8 protein-coding genes are annotated in these 18225 nt (G+C 60.1%); 2 read left to right on the forward strand and 6 right to left on the reverse strand.

The window, feature by feature from the left end:
* Window positions 1-77 precede the first annotated feature (77 nt).
* The gene (gene ppsA / locus C2U37_RS22225) at window positions 78-2450 is read right to left on the reverse strand and encodes a phosphoenolpyruvate synthase (protein ID WP_048207926.1); all 2373 of its coding nucleotides are present in this window, start codon (window positions 2448-2450) and stop codon (window positions 78-80) included.
* A 308-nt stretch (window positions 2451-2758) separates the two neighbouring features.
* Here ppsA and ppsR point away from each other — a divergent pair, with 308 nt between their 5' ends.
* On the forward strand, window positions 2759-3571 hold the full coding sequence (gene ppsR / locus C2U37_RS22230) for a posphoenolpyruvate synthetase regulatory kinase/phosphorylase PpsR (RefSeq protein WP_010675153.1): 813 nt from the start codon (window positions 2759-2761) through the stop codon (window positions 3569-3571).
* A 129-nt stretch (window positions 3572-3700) separates the two neighbouring features.
* On the opposite strand, the gene C2U37_RS22235 is transcribed toward ppsR, so the two are convergent.
* Window positions 3701-3976: a hypothetical protein gene (locus tag C2U37_RS22235; RefSeq protein ID WP_080770124.1), complete on the reverse strand. Its 276-nt coding sequence runs from the start codon at window positions 3974-3976 to the stop codon at window positions 3701-3703.
* Window positions 3977-4332: 356 nt separating this feature from the next.
* On the opposite strand from C2U37_RS22235, the gene C2U37_RS22240 reads away from it, so the two are divergent.
* Window positions 4333-5709 (forward strand): amino acid permease, encoded by a 1377-nt coding sequence (locus C2U37_RS22240; protein ID WP_010675155.1) that lies wholly within the window; start codon window positions 4333-4335, stop codon window positions 5707-5709.
* A 162-nt stretch (window positions 5710-5871) separates the two neighbouring features.
* Here the strand turns inward: C2U37_RS22240 and C2U37_RS22245 are convergent, their stop codons facing one another.
* The 4 genes from C2U37_RS22245 to C2U37_RS22260 all read right to left on the reverse strand — a co-directional run bounded on the left by C2U37_RS22245 (window position 5872) and on the right by C2U37_RS22260 (window position 18225).
* Entirely contained in the window at window positions 5872-6573 is a 702-nt protein-coding gene (locus tag C2U37_RS22245; RefSeq protein WP_104453084.1) for an SIMPL domain-containing protein, read from the reverse strand.
* Window positions 6574-6627: 54 nt separating this feature from the next.
* Window positions 6628-7185 (reverse strand): hypothetical protein, encoded by a 558-nt coding sequence (locus C2U37_RS22250; RefSeq protein ID WP_042879892.1) that lies wholly within the window; start codon window positions 7183-7185, stop codon window positions 6628-6630.
* A gap of 87 nt (window positions 7186-7272) precedes the next feature.
* On the reverse strand, window positions 7273-16032 hold the full coding sequence (locus C2U37_RS22255; protein ID WP_104453085.1) for a retention module-containing protein: 8760 nt from the start codon (window positions 16030-16032) through the stop codon (window positions 7273-7275).
* Between the two features lie 267 nt (window positions 16033-16299).
* On the reverse strand, window positions 16300-18225 hold the full coding sequence (locus tag C2U37_RS22260; RefSeq protein ID WP_104453086.1) for an EAL domain-containing protein: 1926 nt from the start codon (window positions 18223-18225) through the stop codon (window positions 16300-16302).

Here is an 18225-nt window from a genome sequence, read left to right on the forward strand (position 1 = left end):
CCTTGTAACAGAAAAAGGGGGGCGCAGACAAAAACGGCGCCATTGCGGCGCCGTGTCATCAAAAAGCGGGAACGGGTTTAGCCGGCCTTGTGCTGCTCGGCCAGATAGAGCCAGGTGTCGACCACGGTATCGGGGTTGAGCGACACGGAATCGATCCCCTGCTCGACCAGCCAGGCAGCGAAGTCCGGGTGATCGGACGGCCCCTGGCCGCAGATCCCCACGTACTTGCCCGCCTTGCGGGCGGCGGCGATGGCCATGGCCAGCAGTGCCTTGACCGCCTCGTTGCGCTCGTCGAACAGGTGGGCGATGAGCCCGGAGTCCCGATCCAGCCCCAGGGTCAACTGGGTCATGTCATTGGAGCCGATGGAGAAGCCGTCGAAGTGCTCGAGGAATTTGTCCGCCAGCAGCGCATTGGAGGGCAGCTCGCACATCATGATGACTTTCAGGCCGCGCTCGCCACGGCGCAAGCCGTTCTCAGCCAGTATCTCCACCACCTGCTCCGCCTCACCCAGGGTACGCACGAAGGGGATCATCACCTCGACGTTGGTCAGCCCCATGACATCCCGCACCCGTTTCATTGCCTCGCACTCGAGGGCGAAGCAGGGGCGGAAGCTGTCGGCGATGTAGCGCGACGCACCACGGAAACCGATCATGGGGTTCTCTTCATGGGGTTCGTAACCACGGCCCCCCACCAGGTTGGCGTACTCATTGGACTTGAAGTCCGACATCCGCACGATGACCCGCTCAGGCCAGAAGGCGGCCGCCAGGGTAGCGATCCCTTCCGTCAGCTTGGCTACGTAGAACTCACGTGGGCTCTCGTAGCCCGCGATCATCCTGGTGATGGTGGCCTGGAGTTCCGGGGTCTGCTGATCGAACTCCAGCAGCGCCTTGGGGTGCACCCCGATCATGCGGTTGATGATGAACTCGAGGCGGGCCAGGCCCACGCCGGCATTCGGCAACTGGGCAAAATCGAAGGCGCGGTCCGGATTGCCGACGTTCATCATGATCTTGATGGGCAGGCGCGGCATGTTGCCCACCTCGGTCACCGCCACGTCAAAGTCGAGCTCGCCGTCATAAATGAAGCCGGTATCCCCTTCCGCACAGGAGACGGTGATGAGCTGACCATCCTGGATGTGGTCGGTGGCGTTGCCGCAACCCACCACTGCCGGAATGCCAAGCTCCCGGGCGATGATGGCGGCGTGACAGGTGCGTCCACCCCGGTTGGTGACGATGGCGGAAGCGCGCTTCATGATGGGCTCCCAGTCCGGGTCGGTCATGTCGGTGACCAGCACATCGCCGGGCTGCACTTCATCCATCTGGCTGATGGAGGAGATGACACGGGCCGGACCCGCGCCAATCTTGTGGCCGATGGCGCGCCCCTCGATCAGCACCTTGCCGGTTTGCTTGAGGGCAAAGCGCTCGAGGGTATTGGCTTCCTGGCGGCTACGCACGGTTTCCGGACGGGCCTGAACGATGTAGAGCTTGCCATCCTGACCATCCTTGGCCCACTCGATGTCCATCGGGCGACCGTAGTGCTGCTCAATGATGAGGGCCTGCTTTGCCAGGGCCATCACTTCCTCGTCCGTGATGCAGAAGCGGTTGCGCTCGGCATCGGTGGTGTCGACCACCTTCACCTGACGGCCATGACCGGCATCCCCGGAGTAGGTCATCTTGATGAGCTTGGAGCCCAGCGTCTTGCGCACCACAGCAGGGCGCCCGGCCTTGAGGGTCGGCTTGTGCACATAGAACTCGTCCGGGTTGACGGCCCCCTGCACCACCATCTCGCCCAGGCCCTGGGCGCCGGTGATGAAGACCACGTCGTTGAAGCCGGATTCGGTATCCAGGGTGAACATGACGCCGGAGGCGGCGAGATCCGAGCGAACCATGCGCTGTACCCCGGCGGAGAGAGCGACCCCCTTGTGGTCATAGCCCTGATGGACCCGGTAGGAGATGGCGCGATCGTTGAACAGAGAGGCAAACACATGCTTGATGGCAGTCATGACGGCATCGATGCCGCGCACGTTGAGGAAGGTCTCCTGCTGACCGGCAAACGACGCATCCGGCATGTCTTCCGCAGTGGCGGAGGAGCGCACGGCAAAGGATGCCTCGAGCCCCGCGCTCAGCTTGTCATAGGCCTCGCGCACCGCCTGCTCCAGAGCGGGCTGGAAGGGTGCTTCCACCACCCAGTCGCGGATCTGCTGACCGGCTCGGTTGAGGGCGGCGATGTCATCCACATCCAGACTGTCGAGCAAGTCATGGATCTTGCCGTTGAGGCCGCTTAACTCCAGAAACTCGTTAAACGCAAAGGCCGTGGTCGCAAACCCGCCCGGTACGGACACGCCGGCCCCCGAGAGGTTGCTGATCATCTCGCCAAGGGATGCATTCTTGCCGCCGACGCGTTCAACGTCCTGCATACCGAGCTGTTCGTACCAGAGTACGTACTGTTGCATTTGCATGTCTCCAGGTTGGGGGGCCAGGGTGACAATTCACCTGCTGTGCCAAGTCGTGTGTTTTTGTTAGTGTCTGTTGCCAACGACCATGAAAACGTTTTCTATTTATTGTCAAAAAAAATCCCCGAGCAAGAGTTGGGGATGGTCGTTTGACACAGGCATTCTACAATAGCGACACAAAAAGGTAACGACTCAGGTTTGCAACCGAGTTCACAACTTGGGCATGGCAGATCTGTTGACAAAAACGATATGGTTTCGAGAGATACTTATTTCTCGCCGCCCTCTGGAGCGCACCACAGGAGTCCGCAGTGCACACCGTATTCTATGTATCCGACGGCACCGCCATCACCGCCGAAGTCTTCGGCCACGCCGTGTTGAGCCAGTTTCCCCTGGCCTTCGAACAGGTCACCATCCCCTTTGTCGAGACCCAGGAGAAAGCGCGCCAGGTACGGGCACGCATTGACGAGCAGTTTCGCCAGACCGGGGTGCGCCCCATCCTGTTTCACACCATCGTCGACCCCATGGTGCGTGAAGAGGTGCTCAAGGCCCAGGCCAGCAGCCACGATTTTCTCAACACCTTCGTAAGCCCTCTCGAACAGGAGCTCGGTATCAAGGCCGAACCCAGGTTGCATCGCACCCATGGCATGGAAAACCGCAAGCTGTACGACGATCGCATCGAAGCGGTCAACTTTGCGCTGGCCAACGACGATGGCATCACCACCAGGGAGTATGACGAGGCAGACATCATCCTCATCGGGGTCTCCCGTTGCGGCAAGACACCGACCAGCCTCTATCTGGCACTGCAATTTGGCATTCGCGCCGCCAACTATCCCTTTATCGAGCAGGACATGGGATCGCTGGAGCTGCCCGCCGCCCTCAAGGCCAATCGCCACAAATTGTTCGGCCTCACCATCATGCCGCAGCGGCTGCACGAGATCCGCAACCAGCGCCGCGCCAACAGCCGCTACTCCTCGCTTGATCAATGCAAACAGGAGCTGGCCAGCGTCGAGAGGCTGTTCCGCCAGGAGGCGATCCGCTTCCTCGATACCAGCTCCCACTCGGTCGAGGAGATCAGCGCCAAGATCCTGGAAGCGACCGGCCTTCGCCGCCAGCTCTGCTAACCTGCAAGGCTGTGACAGCACAACGCACCATGAAATAGATGAGTGGCAAGATAACGAAACAGAGAAACAGGATGAAAAAATGATGCCAGCATCATCGCTGGCATCCCATCACTCGCGGGGCAAGCAGGCTCAGGGCTTGTTGAGCTCCTTGTTGTTCATCAACATGCCGTGAAAATGGATGAGTCCCCTGCCCTTGCGGACTCGCTCGCTCAGCCAGCAGGCTGGCACCAACCCCATCCCGGCAGCAAGGATGAGCACCATGGCGACGTGGTTCACCAGGTAATCCGCTCCCAACCAGCCCCAGACAACAAGGCTGCTCATCGCCATCGTCAGCAACATGGGGGAGAGCCAGATCCCGAGCCAGAGCACGGCCATCACCAGGCCACCGACTATACGCTCCATCATATGAGTCCCTTTTTATCAAAGGGCAAAAGCATCATAAAAACCAATTCGCGTCAACAGGCGCAAATCCACCCGTACACAAAATCAGCAATCACTCTCAAAACCCCTTTCCAGATCATGAAAAACCTGCATGTCGCACAAAATAGCAGCCGATGATGAGGAAAATAGGTGCATGAATGGTCGATTATCACTATTCTGCTCGGGTTGGTAGCCGCTACAAAAAACAGCCAGCGGCAAACCGTAACGATATAAATACGGATTTCGTCACGTTTTCGGCACAAGATGCCGCGCCAGGCAGAGGACGTGCTGTGGCTGACGGGACGCGAGCCGAGTGATTTCAGCGACGTAAGGAAGGAAGCATGGATCTTCAACAACACGGCGAGGAGCTCAAGCGCGGTCTGAAAAACCGCCATATCCAGCTTATCGCACTGGGCGGTGCCATCGGTACAGGCCTGTTCCTCGGCATTGCCGACACCATCAAGATGGCGGGCCCTGCGGTGCTGCTGGGCTATGCCATCGGCGGCTTCATCGCCTTCCTCATCATGCGCCAGCTGGGCGAGATGGTGGTGGAAGAGCCGGTTGCCGGTTCATTCAGCCATTTTGCCTACAAGTACTGGGGTGACTTCGCCGGCTTCGCCTCCGGCTGGAACTACTGGGTGCTCTATGTGCTGGTGAGCATGGCCGAGCTGACGGCAGTCGGCATCTATGTCCAGTACTGGTGGCCCGAGATCCCGACCTGGATGTCGGCGGCCTTCTTCTTCGTGCTGATCAACGCCATCAACCTCTCCAACGTCAAGGCGTTCGGCGAGATGGAGTTCTGGTTCGCCATCATCAAGGTGGTCGCCATTCTCGGCATGATCGGATTCGGCGGCTGGATGCTGTTCTCCGGCAGCGGCGGCCCCGAGGCCACGGTCAGCAACCTCTGGGCCCAGGGTGGCTTCTTCCCCAACGGCGTCGGCGGGCTGGTGATGGCCATGGCCTTCATCATGTTCTCCTTCGGCGGTCTGGAGCTGGTCGGCATCACGGCAGCGGAAGCGGACAATCCCGAGAAGAGCATCCCCAAGGCCACCAACCAGGTGATCTACCGCATCCTCATCTTCTACATCGGCGCCCTGACCGTACTGCTCTCCCTCTATCCCTGGGGCAAGGTAGTGGAAGGCGGCAGCCCGTTCGTGATGATCTTCCATGCGCTCGACAGCAACTTGGTAGCCAACGTACTTAACCTGGTGGTGCTGACCGCCGCGCTGTCGGTGTACAACAGCTGCGTCTACTGCAACAGCCGCATGCTGTTTGGCCTGGCCAAGCAGGGCAACGGCCCCAAGGCCCTGCTCAAGACCAACAAGAGCGGCGTGCCCCTGACCGCCATCACCATCTCGGCCGCGGCCACCCTGCTGTGTGTGCTCATCAACTACCTGATCCCGGGCAAGGCCTTTGGTCTGCTGATGTCCCTGGTGGTCTCCGCACTGGTCATCAACTGGGCCATGATCAGCCTGGCGCACCTCAAGTTCCGCAAGGTGAAGGCCGCAGAAGGGGTCACCACCAAGTTCAAGGCACTGTGGAGCCCGTTTGGCAACTACCTCTGCCTCGCCTTCATGGCCGCCATCCTGGTGATCATGTACATGAACGACGGCACCCGCATCTCGGTCGAGCTGATCCCGGCCTGGGTCCTGGTACTCGGTATCGGCTATCTGCTCAAACAGAAGAGCCAACGCAAGCTGGCGACCAACCTGGGCTAGGCATCGAGCCTCCTCAAACAAAAATGCCGGTCAGTGACCGGCATTTTTTTATTCCATTCCCGTTTCACCAGATCCTGTTCGTGGCTCGCTTGTCCTGCCAGCCCCTGCAATGACAAACCCGAGGGGTTGCCTCGGGTTTGAGTGATGGACAAAGGGGCTGTGTTATTCCAGCAGGAAGACGGCTTCTACATTGTCAGTGATGCTGATCTGCTGCTGTTGATAGCTGTTTTCCATCATGTCGGCGGCAGGGGCTGCCGCGGCCTTCATGGCACGGGTATAGACCGGCATGGGGGAACTGTTGCGGTATTCAACGCTATACACCTTGCCAAGCTTCATGCCGAAAGCCTTGGCCAGGGACTCCGCCTTGCTCGTGGCATCAGCGACAGCACCAAGCCGGGCCTGCTCCTTGATGAGCTGTGGTGACTTCAGGCCGTACTCTATCTGGGTCACGGACTCCAGACCCGCCTTGAGGGCGGTATCCATCAACTGGCTGAGTTTGTCGAGTTGATAGAGTTTGACGGCCAGTTGGCGCTGGGCACGGTAACCCACCATTTCAGGCTGCTTGTTCTGGGGGTACTGGTACTCGGGGGAGATCACCAGGTTGCCCGCCTCGACGTCGCTGCGCTTGATGCCCAGGCTCTCCAGCTGGCCAAAGAAGGCTGCAACCTTGGTATCTACCTGCTGTTTGGCCTTGATGCCCTGCTTCTCCAGTGCCGTGACGGCGACATTGAGCGTCAGCATGTCTGGTTCGGCCTTCTGCTCCGCATAGCCACTGACGACCAGATGGGGGGCCTGGGGAACCTCGATGGCAAGCAACGGAGCACTGACAACCAGCGCGGACAGGGTAAGAAGGGGACGCCACATAAAAAAACCTCCATCATTTAGATGGAGGTCATTATGCATGTCGTCGATTGGGATTCATATATCGTGTGTCGGCGGGATCTGGTCCAGCACCTGATTGGTCATGTCGATATTGATACTGATCTCCCCTCCTCCTGAATTGCCATGGCTTGTCATCACGGGAGCAGGCGCCGGGCTGCCAAACAGCGATTCATCCTCAAAGTGGAACGAATCCCACGACAGAACATGACCTTGTGATGGCAGATTCGGCTCGGACGTCGTCACAACGGCCAGCGCCCCCCAGTCAAGCTCCTCACCGTGGCTGAGCAGCCCCTGCAAGGAGGTATCGCTCAGACTTTGCAACGAATACTCCTGCTGCCCCCACTCATGGCCGACCAGCACCATCATGTGGGGCAGGGGCGCATCCTCTGCTGGCGTGAAGCTGATACGAGAAGCGGCAAAGTCCACATTCAGCAACCCCGCCACCTCACCATCTTCGCTCTCCAGCTCCAGACCGTTGAGCGTGTCACCCGTCATCGTGGCCTGATAGCCAAAGCGGCCGGTGCAGACGATATTGTCCTGCCCGTTCCAGCTATAGCGAATGCCGTCGATGTCGACCCAGTTGAATGACTGCATGGTGACCCTCTCCTGATACTGCAGCTATCTTATCTGCCCACTCCATCAAATAACAGGGGCCGGGCACACCCGGCCCCCATACCCTGCTTACGGATCGACCTTGAGGTTGCCCTGATCCAGCAGATCCTGAATGATCTGCAGATTGGATTTGCCAGCCGTCAGATCCACATTGTCAAAGAGGATGGTATGAGTCGTGGTGCCACTTCCCGCTCCATCCAGATCAATGGTCAGAGTCGACTTGCCACTGCCCGGACCAGGAGCAAAGGTAAGATAGTGATCCAGTGTGCTCGCATCGGCATGCTCACCACTGAGCAGTTCACTCAGGTCCAGAACATCTCCATTGGCCCCCGTGGTGAAGTCTTTGATGGTATCCGTGCCTCCTGCATCACCTGCCATCCATTTGAAGGTATCCTTGCCAGCCCCACCAGTCAGGGTATCACTGCCGGAACCCCCAATCAGCAGGTCGTCGCCACCACCACCACTCAAGATGTCGTTACCTGCCAGTCCGCTCAAGACGTTGGCATTACCATCGCCGGTCAGGCTGTCGTTGAACATGGACCCTACCAGATTTTCCATGTTGCTCAGGCTGTCTGTCCCTGCCCCTCCGGTATTCTGACTGGCACCATTGACTGTGACCGTGACCCCAGCAGCGCTGTCGAAGTAACTGGCCGTATCATTGCCGTTGCCGCCGTTCAGGGTATCGTTGCCAGCGCCACCGATCAGGAGATCATTGCCTTCACCGCCATTCAAGGTGTCGTTGCCGAGCCCCCCAAGCAGGATGTCGTTCCCGGCATTCCCGTTGAGCCTATCGTTTCCAGACCCCCCGATCAGGATCTCGTCGAGATAGCTCCCGGTGAGTGTCGAACCGCTCTGCACATCCACATACACCTTGGCCGTATCTGTGGTCGTGCTATTGGTGTAGTTGAACGAACCCTCGTAAGAGCTGGGGGTCGCATTGCCGGAAGTATTGTCAAATGTTACCGAGCCTGCATTGTCTGTGACGGTCCCTCCCACAGCTCCCGAGATGCCCGTGATCATCTGGGTCGCAGCCAGAGGCCCGGTGTCATTGGCAAGCAGGGCCCAATCCGGAATGGTCGCGGGGTCCTGGTTGGTGATGATAAAGTCATCACGAACCACGGTAGGACCGACCGCCGGGTTGATAACGATGGACAAGGTGCTGGACGCAGTATCCCCATCGTTGTCTATCACACTGTAACCCACGACCTGGTTTATCCCCCCGACCGGAATGGATGACGGCGGAGTATAGGTGTAGGCGCCGTTGTCCATGTCCACCTTGAGGATGCCGCCAGCAAGTGTAATGGTCCATTCGTTGGTCGTTGTATTGAAGGTCCCGGCTGATGTCCCTCCCGAAACGCCGGCGGAGTCCGTCTTCTGGTTGTAGGTATAAGTCACCCCGCCCACGGTAATGGCATTGAGCCAGCCACCATCGGCCCCGGCACTCGCCGCTACACCGTTGATAAGTTGTCCTGCCAAGGGCGGGGCTACCACGGTGCTCAAAAGGGTCGCGGTCAGTTGGCTGAAGTCAGTCACCACCACTGCGGTGGTATTTGCCGGGCTGGCACCACTGACCCCGTTGTAGGCAATGGGATCCAGTGCAGACTGGGTCGCTCCCGAGCCCATACCGAGCGCGTACGAATTGATGTTGTTCGCCGTCAGGAAATCGGCCCAGTCCTTGGTTTCACCGCTCAGTGTCGTGCCGTCACCATCGATCCCGTTTCCACCGCCAAGCGAGTTGTTGCCATCAGGAACTGTGGCGGGGGTACCGCTCAACGAGCTGGCATTTGGCAGACCATCCGACATGAAGTAAGAGACATTTTGCGCATTAGCGAGTTTACCTGTATCGCCAAAGGCTTTGATTGCCTCGTTCAGTGCATCATCGTAGTTGGTCGAGTCAGTGGGGGTAAGGCCAAGGATGATCGCCTTGGCTACATCGATCGAGACCCACACCCCGGTCGGATTGGCGGCTGAAGTGGAGAAGGTCACGATATTGACCATGACGCTGCCGTAGGCGCTGTATTTGTCCAGCAGCTCCAACGCGGACTTCTGCATCACCTGCATCCGAGTCATGCCTTGATATCCAGATGGATCACCCATACTACCGGAGATATCGAGGATCAACATCAGATTCGTGTTCTGCACCTGAGTCGCCTGGCCTGCATTGGTAACAGCATTGGCAATGGGGGCATCATCGCTGATCACAACCTGCAGGTTACCCGTGCCACTGTCGCCACTGGCATCCGTAGCCGACACGACGAAACTCGGACCATTCGCTGTATCACTGTTGCCTTGAACATTGTGAGTCAGCACATTGTCTTTGAGCGTGTAGGTATAGTTCACCGTGTAGACACCGGCTGTGGGGCCGCTGACACCGGTTACCGTCAGCATTCCCTCCGTATTGTTGATCAAGGTCTGACTGCCGCCACTGGTCAAATTGTAAGCCTGCCCACCGATGGTCAAGGTAGTCAGATTTTCACCTTGGGTGTTGATGGTGAAGCTGCCATTGAATATCTCCGAATTACCACTGGCAGCCGTCCCCTCAGGCAGTCCCTCCTCATCAACCATCGCATTGCCGATGGTCAATACAGGGACACGGGTATCCTGAGCAATATTGATGGTCAGAGTTGCCGGATCCGTATCACCATCACCATCTTTGAGCGTGTAGGTAAATACCTCCGAGGCCCCCACGGGAACCGATGCCGCCGTGAGCGTATAACTGTATTCGCCATCCAGCCCCATGGTCAGCGTCCCATACAGCCCGGTCACAGTGAATCCACCGGCAGGATTACTGTCTGAATTGCCGTTCGAGCTCACGACCTGGCTGATTGCCGCACCATCCGCCCCCATGACGTCCACCCCGGCACCGGCTGTGCCGCCGATGGTACCCGCCCCGGTAATGACATTCCCCGTCACCGGAGTGAACACACCTTCGGTGGCACTGTCAGCATCATCGTGGGCCGTCGGCACGTCATCGACAATCTGCACGCTCAGGGTGTTCGAGGCCGAGTCCCCGTCGCTGTCCACCAGGCTCACCGCGAAGTCTTCGAACAGGCTGTTGTTGCCGTTCGCCGTCGGGTGCGCCTCGTTGTCGTTCAGGGTGTAGCTGTAGCTCACCAGCCCGGTCGCCGGGTTGTACCCGGTGATGGTCAGGGTGTTGCCCAGCGGCGTGGTCACCCCGCTCAGCGGGAAGCCCGCCACCACCCCGTTCACCACGATGTTGATGCCACCCACGCTCAGGGTCTTCACCCCGTCCGGCGCGCTGATGGTGAAGTCCCCCGTCACCGTGGTCGACTCCTTGCTGCTGTCCGACCCCGCCGACTCATTCTCGCCGCGGGTCGCCAGCAGGTCGTCTTCGTACACCTTCGCATCCCCGCCCTCGCCCTTGGGCGTCAGGTTGGTGATGGTCACCCCGTCATCGTCGTTCTTGATGGTCAGGGTCAGGGTCGCCGTGCTCACGTCTCCGTCCGCATCCGTCAGGGTGTAGGTGAACACTTCGCTGCCCACCCCGCCCCCGGTCAGCGCCTTGAAGTCACCGTCGTTCGGGTTGAGGGTGTAGGTGTAGGTGCCGTTGGCATTGAGCACCAGGCTGCCGTAGGTCCCGCTCAGGGTGCCCGCGGTCACCGCCGCGCCATCCGCCCCCTGCACGTCGTTGGTGATGACGTTGCCATTGAGGACCAGGTTGTTCTCGCTCGCCGCCGTCAGGTTGACGTCGCTCACCGCCGTCGGCACGTCATCGACAATCTGCACGCTCAGGGTGTTCGAGGCCGAGTCCCCGTCGCTGTCCACCAGGCTCACCGCGAAGTCTTCGAACAGGCTGTTGTTGCCGTTCGCCGTCGGGTGCGCCTCGTTGTCGTTCAGGGTGTAGCTGTAGCTCACCAGCCCGGTCGCCGGGTTGTACCCGGTGATGGTCAGGGTGTTGCCCAGCGGCGTGGTCACCCCGCTCAGCGGGAAGCCCGCCACCACCCCGTTCACCACGATGTTGATGCCACCCACGCTCAGGGTCTTCACCCCGTCCGGCGCGCTGATGGTGAAGTCCCCCGTCACCGTGGTCGACTCCTTGCTGCTGTCCGACCCCGCCGACTCATTCTCGCCGCGGGTCGCCAGCAGGTCGTCTTCGTACACCTTCGCATCCCCGCCCTCGCCCTTGGGCGTCAGGTTGGTGATGGTCACCCCGTCATCGTCGTTCTTGATGGTCAGGGTCAGGGTCGCCGTGCTCACGTCTCCGTCCGCATCCGTCAGGGTGTAGGTGAACACTTCGCTGCCCACCCCGCCCCCGGTCAGCGCCTTGAAGTCACCGTCGTTCGGGTTGAGGGTGTAGGTGTAGGTGCCGTTGGCATTGAGCACCAGGCTGCCGTAGGTCCCGCTCAGGGTGCCCGCGGTCACCGCCGCGCCATCCGCCCCCTGCACGTCGTTGGTGATGACGTTGCCATTGAGGACCAGGTTGTTCTCGCTCGCCGCCGTCAGGTTGACGTCGCTCACCGCCGTCGGCACGTCATCGACAATCTGCACGCTCAGGGTGTTCGAGGCCGAGTCCCCGTCGCTGTCCACCAGGCTCACCGCGAAGTCTTCGAACAGGCTGTTGTTGCCGTTCGCCGTCGGGTGCGCCTCGTTGTCGTTCAGGGTGTAGCTGTAGCTCACCAGCCCGGTCGCCGGGTTGTACCCGGTGATGGTCAGGGTGTTGCCCAGCGGCGTGGTCACCCCGCTCAGCGGGAAGCCCGCCACCACCCCGTTCACCACGATGTTGATGCCACCCACGCTCAGGGTCTTCACCCCGTCCGGCGCGCTGATGGTGAAGTCCCCCGTCACCGTGGTCGACTCCTTGCTGCTGTCCGACCCCGCCGACTCATTCTCGCCGCGGGTCGCCAGCAGGTCGTCTTCGTACACCTTCGCATCCCCGCCCTCGCCCTTGGGCGTCAGGTTGGTGATGGTCACCCCGTCATCGTCGTTCTTGATGGTCAGGGTCAGGGTCGCCGTGCTCACGTCTCCGTCCGCATCCGTCAGGGTGTAGGTGAACACTTCGCTGCCCACCCCGCCCCCGGTCAGCGCCTTGAAGTCACCGTCGTTCGGGTTGAGGGTGTAGGTGTAGGTGCCGTTGGCATTGAGCACCAGGCTGCCGTAGGTCCCGCTCAGGGTGCCCGCGGTCACCGCCGCGCCATCCGCCCCCTGCACGTCGTTGGTGATGACGTTGCCATTGAGGACCAGGTTGTTCTCGCTCGCCGCCGTCAGGTTGACGTCGCTCACCGCCGTCGGCACGTCATCGACAATCTGCACGCTCAGGGTGTTCGAGGCCGAGTCCCCGTCGCTGTCCACCAGGCTCACCGCGAAGTCTTCGAACAGGCTGTTGTTGCCGTTCGCCGTCGGGTGCGCCTCGTTGTCGTTCAGGGTGTAGCTGTAGCTCACCAGCCCGGTCGCCGGGTTGTACCCGGTGATGGTCAGGGTGTTGCCCAGCGGCGTGGTCACCCCGCTCAGCGGGAAGCCCGCCACCACCCCGTTCACCACGATGTTGATGCCACCCACGCTCAGGGTCTTCACCCCGTCCGGCGCGCTGATGGTGAAGTCCCCCGTCACCGTGGTCGACTCCTTGCTGCTGTCCGACCCCGCCGACTCATTCTCGCCGCGGGTCGCCAGCAGGTCGTCTTCGTACACCTTCGCATCCCCGCCCTCGCCCTTGGGCGTCAGGTTGGTGATGGTCACCCCGTCATCGTCGTTCTTGATGGTCAGGGTCAGGGTCGCCGTGCTCACGTCTCCGTCCGCATCCGTCAGGGTGTAGGTGAACACTTCGCTGCCCACCCCGCCCCCGGTCAGCGCCTTGAAGTCACCGTCGTTCGGGTTGAGGGTGTAGGTGTAGGTGCCGTTGGCATTGAGCACCAGGCTGCCGTAGGTCCCGCTCAGGGTGCCCGCGGTCACCGCCGCGCCATCCGCCCCCTGCACGTCGTTGGTGATGACGTTGCCATTGAGGACCAGGTTGTTCTCGCTCGCCGCCGTCAGGTTGACGTCGCTCACCGCCGTCGGCACGTCATCGACAATCTGCACGCTCAGGGTGTTCGAGGCCGAGTCCCCGTCGCTGTCCACCAGGCTCACCGCGAAGTCTTCGAACAGGCTGTTGTTGCCGTTCGCCGTCGGGTGCGCCTCGTTGTCGTTCAGGGTGTAGCTGTAGCTCACCAGCCCGGTCGCCGGGTTGTACCCGGTGATGGTCAGGGTGTTGCCCAGCGGCGTGGTCACCCCGCTCAGCGGGAAGCCCGCCACCACCCCGTTCACCACGATGTTGATGCCACCCACGCTCAGGGTCTTCACCCCGTCCGGCGCGCTGATGGTGAAGTCCCCCGTCACCGTGGTCGACTCCTTGCTGCTGTCCGACCCCGCCGACTCATTCTCGCCGCGGGTCGCCAGCAGGTCGTCTTCGTACACCTTCACATCCCCGCCCTCGCCCTTGGGCGTCAGGTTGGTGATGGTCACCCCGTCATCGTCGTTCTTGATGGTCAGGGTCAGGGTCGCCGTGCTCACGTCTCCGTCCGCATCCGTCAGGGTGTAGGTGAACACTTCGCTGCCCACCCCGCCCCCGGTCAGCGCCTTGAAGTCACCGTCGTTCGGGTTGAGGGTGTAGGTGTAGGTGCCGTTGGCATTGAGCACCAGGCTGCCGTAGGTCCCGCTCAGGGTGCCCGCGGTCACCGCCGCGCCATCCGCCCCCTGCACGTCGTTGGTGATGACGTTGCCATTGAGGACCAGGTTGTTCTCGCTCGCCGCCGTCAGGTTGACGTCGCTCACCGCCGTCGGCACGTCATCGACAATCTGCACGCTCAGGGTGTTCGAGGCCGAGTCCCCGTCGCTGTCCACCAGGCTCACCGCGAAGTCTTCGAACAGGCTGTTGTTGCCGTTCGCCGTCGGGTGCGCCTCGTTGTCGTTCAGGGTGTAGCTGTAGCTCACCAGCCCGGTCGCCGGGTTGTACCCGGTGATGGTCAGGGTGTTGCCCAGCGGCGTGGTCACCCCGCTCAGCGGGAAGCCCGCCACCACCCCGTTCACCACGATGTTGATGCCACCCACGCTCAGGGTCTTCACCCCGTCCGGCGCGCTGATGGTGAAGTCCCCCGTCACCGTGGTCGACTCCTTGCTGCTGTCCGACCCCGCCGACTCATTCTCGCCGCGGGTCGCCAGCAGGTCGTCTTCGTACACCTTCGCATCCCCGCCCTCGCCCTTGGGCGTCAGGTTGGTGATGGTCACCCCGTCATCGTCGTTCTTGATGGTCAGGGTCAGGGTCGCCGTGCTCACGTCTCCGTCCGCATCCGTCAGGGTGTAGGTGAACACTTCGCTGCCCACCCCGCCCCCGGTCAGCGCCTTGAAGTCACCGTCGTTCGGGTTGAGGGTGTAGGTGTAGGTGCCGTTGGCATTGAGCACCAGGCTGCCGTAGGTCCCGCTCAGGGTGCCCGCGGTCACCGCCGCGCCATCCGCCCCCTGCACGTCGTTGGTGATGACGTTGCCATTGAGGACCAGGTTGTTCTCGCTCGCCGCCGTCAGGTTGACGTCGCTCACCGCCGTCGGCACGTCGTCCAGCACCACGACATCCAGCCCTGCACTGGTCGTGTCGCCATCGAGGTCCGTCAACACAACGTTGAAGCTCTCCGTCAGAGCCCCATCATTTGCAGGTTTGTTATGTGTTTCGTTATCGTTCAGGGTGTAGCTGTAGGTCACGCTGCCAACCCCTGTCACCGGGTTGTAGCTGACGCCGGTCACCAGCAGTTGATTTCCCAAAGGACTGGGGATCCCCTGGGGGAAGGTGGTCAAGACCTGGCCATTGCTGATCAGCGTCACACCTCCCAGCGTCAGGCTTTGTACTCCATCTGCCGCATTGAATGTAAAGGTACTGCTCTTGGTCAAGGCTGCGCCATCGGAGGCTGAGCCATCCGGCAATGCGGCTTCATCAAGGACAAGCTCACCACCCTCGACCTGCAATCCATTCAGCGAGACAGGCTCATCTACAGGGGTGATGGTGATGGTCAGAGTGGAGTCGTTGGTATCATCCCCATCCGTTACGGTGTAATTGACCGCAGGTACAGGGCCTGTGTAGTTCAGCGCAGGGGTAAAGGTATAGGAGCCGTCGGCATTGATGATCAGCGTACCAATCCCATCCAGCGTGCTCTCAACGCCGGCAGCAATTCCCTGATTGCTACCCCAGCTATAGGAAATGACAGACGTATCAAGGGGACCATCCGGATTGTTGCTGTTGTCGAGCACATTGCCACTGATGGCCTGATCTTCCTGGGTAACAGCAGACTCATCCTGATCATCGAGCTGATTCTCGGGCAGAAGATCGTCTTCCTGCAGCACATTCTGATCGATCAACGTGTCATAGCCGGTATCGAATCCGGCCTCAGCTATGGTCGCATCTCCGATGCGATCTATGACAACAAAACCACCATTGCCACTGGCCCCAGCGACCCCGCCGATACCGCCACCACCACCGGCGGCAGGTGCCCCACCGGCAGCAGAGGCTTCGAAGTTCTTGGTCGGGTCAACCCCTTGCAGGATGGATTGTTGCAGCGCCGCAATTTCTGGCGACACTTCAGGCGAGCCTTGCTGATGATTGGCAACCGATGAGGAAGATTGCCCCTCTGGAGGCATCTCTGTCCCTGCCGGAACACCATTGTCCGCTGCAGGTTTGTCATCGTAGGGAGCCAGCATCAATTTGGCATCATCAGCGATATTGAGTCTGGCGCCAGGCTGCAGTATCTCGCCAGGCTGGAGAGGACGACTGCTGCCATCGGCAAGCAGGATCTGAACGTTGCCTTCTACGGAAGAGACGACCACGGTTTTGTCGATGATTTGGGTGCGCATATCCATTGCTCCAGGGTGACAGATCTTGATGCCTACACTCTAGATACGCCCCCGTCCTGCTTCCGTTGCAAAAATGTACAGGGTTGAGTCTCTTTGACTTCATCCGATGCAGCGAATCGAACGAATATTTTTTACATATAAAAATCAATTAAGTAACAGCGCGAGTTTTAGTGATATTACCTATATGTCGCGTAAAAATGATGTACATATTCTAAACAGATATAAAAAAGGGCCCTTAATGGGCCCCTTTCTATCGAGTTGTACCGCTTATGCCAGTGGAAATGCTGGGTGAACGAACCCCTGATAACCATCGATATGCAAACTGGACAACAATTCAACCTGCCGTTTATCTTCCACCCGGGTGGCGATGGTCGTGACACCCGCGTTGTGGGCAGCCCGACAGACAGCCGCCAGGAAGGAGGTATCGGCGCCTGGTTCCATGACCTGGCTGGTATACCCGTGGTCCACCTTGACATAAGCGGGGGCCAGCTCTTCCAGATAGCCGAGGGACTGGAAGTGCCGGCCATAGTGATCGACCCCCCACAAGAAGCCGTGCTCTCGCAACAGCTCAACCAGATGAGTCACATACTCTTTGTGTTTCATGATGGCCGCTTCCGGGATCTCGAACAGCAGTCGCTCCTTCAGCTCCACGTTCAGCGACAGATAGCCTCTGAGCCATGTCAGGAACTCATCCGAACAGAGAGAACCCGCCGTGATATTGACTGCCAACACCAATTCCGGTTGCTGCTTGAACAAGGGGACGCAGGCTTCTAGCACCGCCTTGTCAAACTCGGCCCCCATCTTGAACTGCTCGATCGCAGGCAAGAACTGCCCTGCGAAGTAATCCGTTCCATCTCGCGAGATGGCCGCGAACAACTCGGCATGCAGGCGGGTACCATCATCGAAGCGGCACGCAGGCTGTGCCTTGAAGCGCCAGAGATGTCTGGCAATGGCATCCTGCACCAGGTCTCGCCAGGCAAGGCGTCCCATCAGTCCCTGCTCATTGCCGCCTTCCATCACGACGGCACCGCGCCGCTCATTGCGCGCTTTGCCAAGGGCGTTATCCGCCTTCGTCAGCAGGGCCGAGAGATCGTCATTGCCATCACGGCCGGCGATGCCGACGACGGACAGCGCACCGCTTTCTCCCATGGGATTGACAACCAGATCGGCGATACGGCTGTTGATGAGCTCCGCCAGCTCCTTGAGCTGAGAGAGATCATCGGTGGGGCAGAGCAAGGCATACTCGGTCGCCGAGATCCGGGCCAGTGCCGCGCCATCCCAACCATCCAGCAGTTCCCTGAGCACCTGTGCAATGGACTTGACCATGTTGTCCCTTGCAGCAAAGCCCTCTTCCCGATAGAGATCGTCCAGCATGTCGACGGCCACCAGCATGACCCCGCCCTGCCCGGCCTCCGCAATCCAGGCATTGACCTGCCCGACGAAGTAAGAGCGGTTGCCAAGCCCGGAGACGGCATCCACATAGACGCGGGATCGCAGGTTCTCGGCCTCGTCGGCCTGCTCTTTGAACTGCACGGCAAGCTTGCTGGAAAGGGTATTGATGGCCTGTACCACTTGCCGCAGCTCGCGGGTCTTGGGCTCGGGAATGGCGTGGCCGAAATGGTGCAGCTCGATTTCAACCGCCTGATCGCAAATCAGCTTGAGCGGTTTGAGCAGATAATTGAGCGCCCGCATCAGCAAGAGAGTAGTGACGAGAAAGCCGACCAGGAACCAGGTGGCCAGTTCGCTCATTCCTTTCCAAAGCTCGTAGTAGGCTTGTCCAGGGTGGCCGACGACCTTCAGCTTGCCCAGTTGCAGCCAACCCGACGTCAAAATCGATTCATTGGCCACTTCAGGGAACAGATCCAGCCCAATGAACCACTGTGGGACCCCTTCAATATGGCTGCTGTTCTCCAGCTCGATGACATCCTTGGAGGCCAGCAGATCGAGACGGACCAGCTTGTAGTAACCCCCGTCGAACACCGCCTTGATCACGGATTCGGCACTGACCTTGTCGCCGTTCTCCAGATAGGGGGTCAGCGCCAGACCCAGTGCGGTGGACGTATTGATGACGGTGGTCTCCTGCTGCTGCGCCAGGTAGTTGCGGGTCGAATTGAATTGCACCCAATAGGTGGCGGCAAACAGCAATCCGAACAGCAGCAGCATGGTTGCCAATAGTTGTCTGTAGAGCGTCAT

The sequence above is a fragment of the Aeromonas sp. ASNIH1 genome (assembly GCF_002934285.1).
Lineage (GTDB): Bacteria > Pseudomonadota > Gammaproteobacteria > Enterobacterales > Aeromonadaceae > Aeromonas > Aeromonas caviae.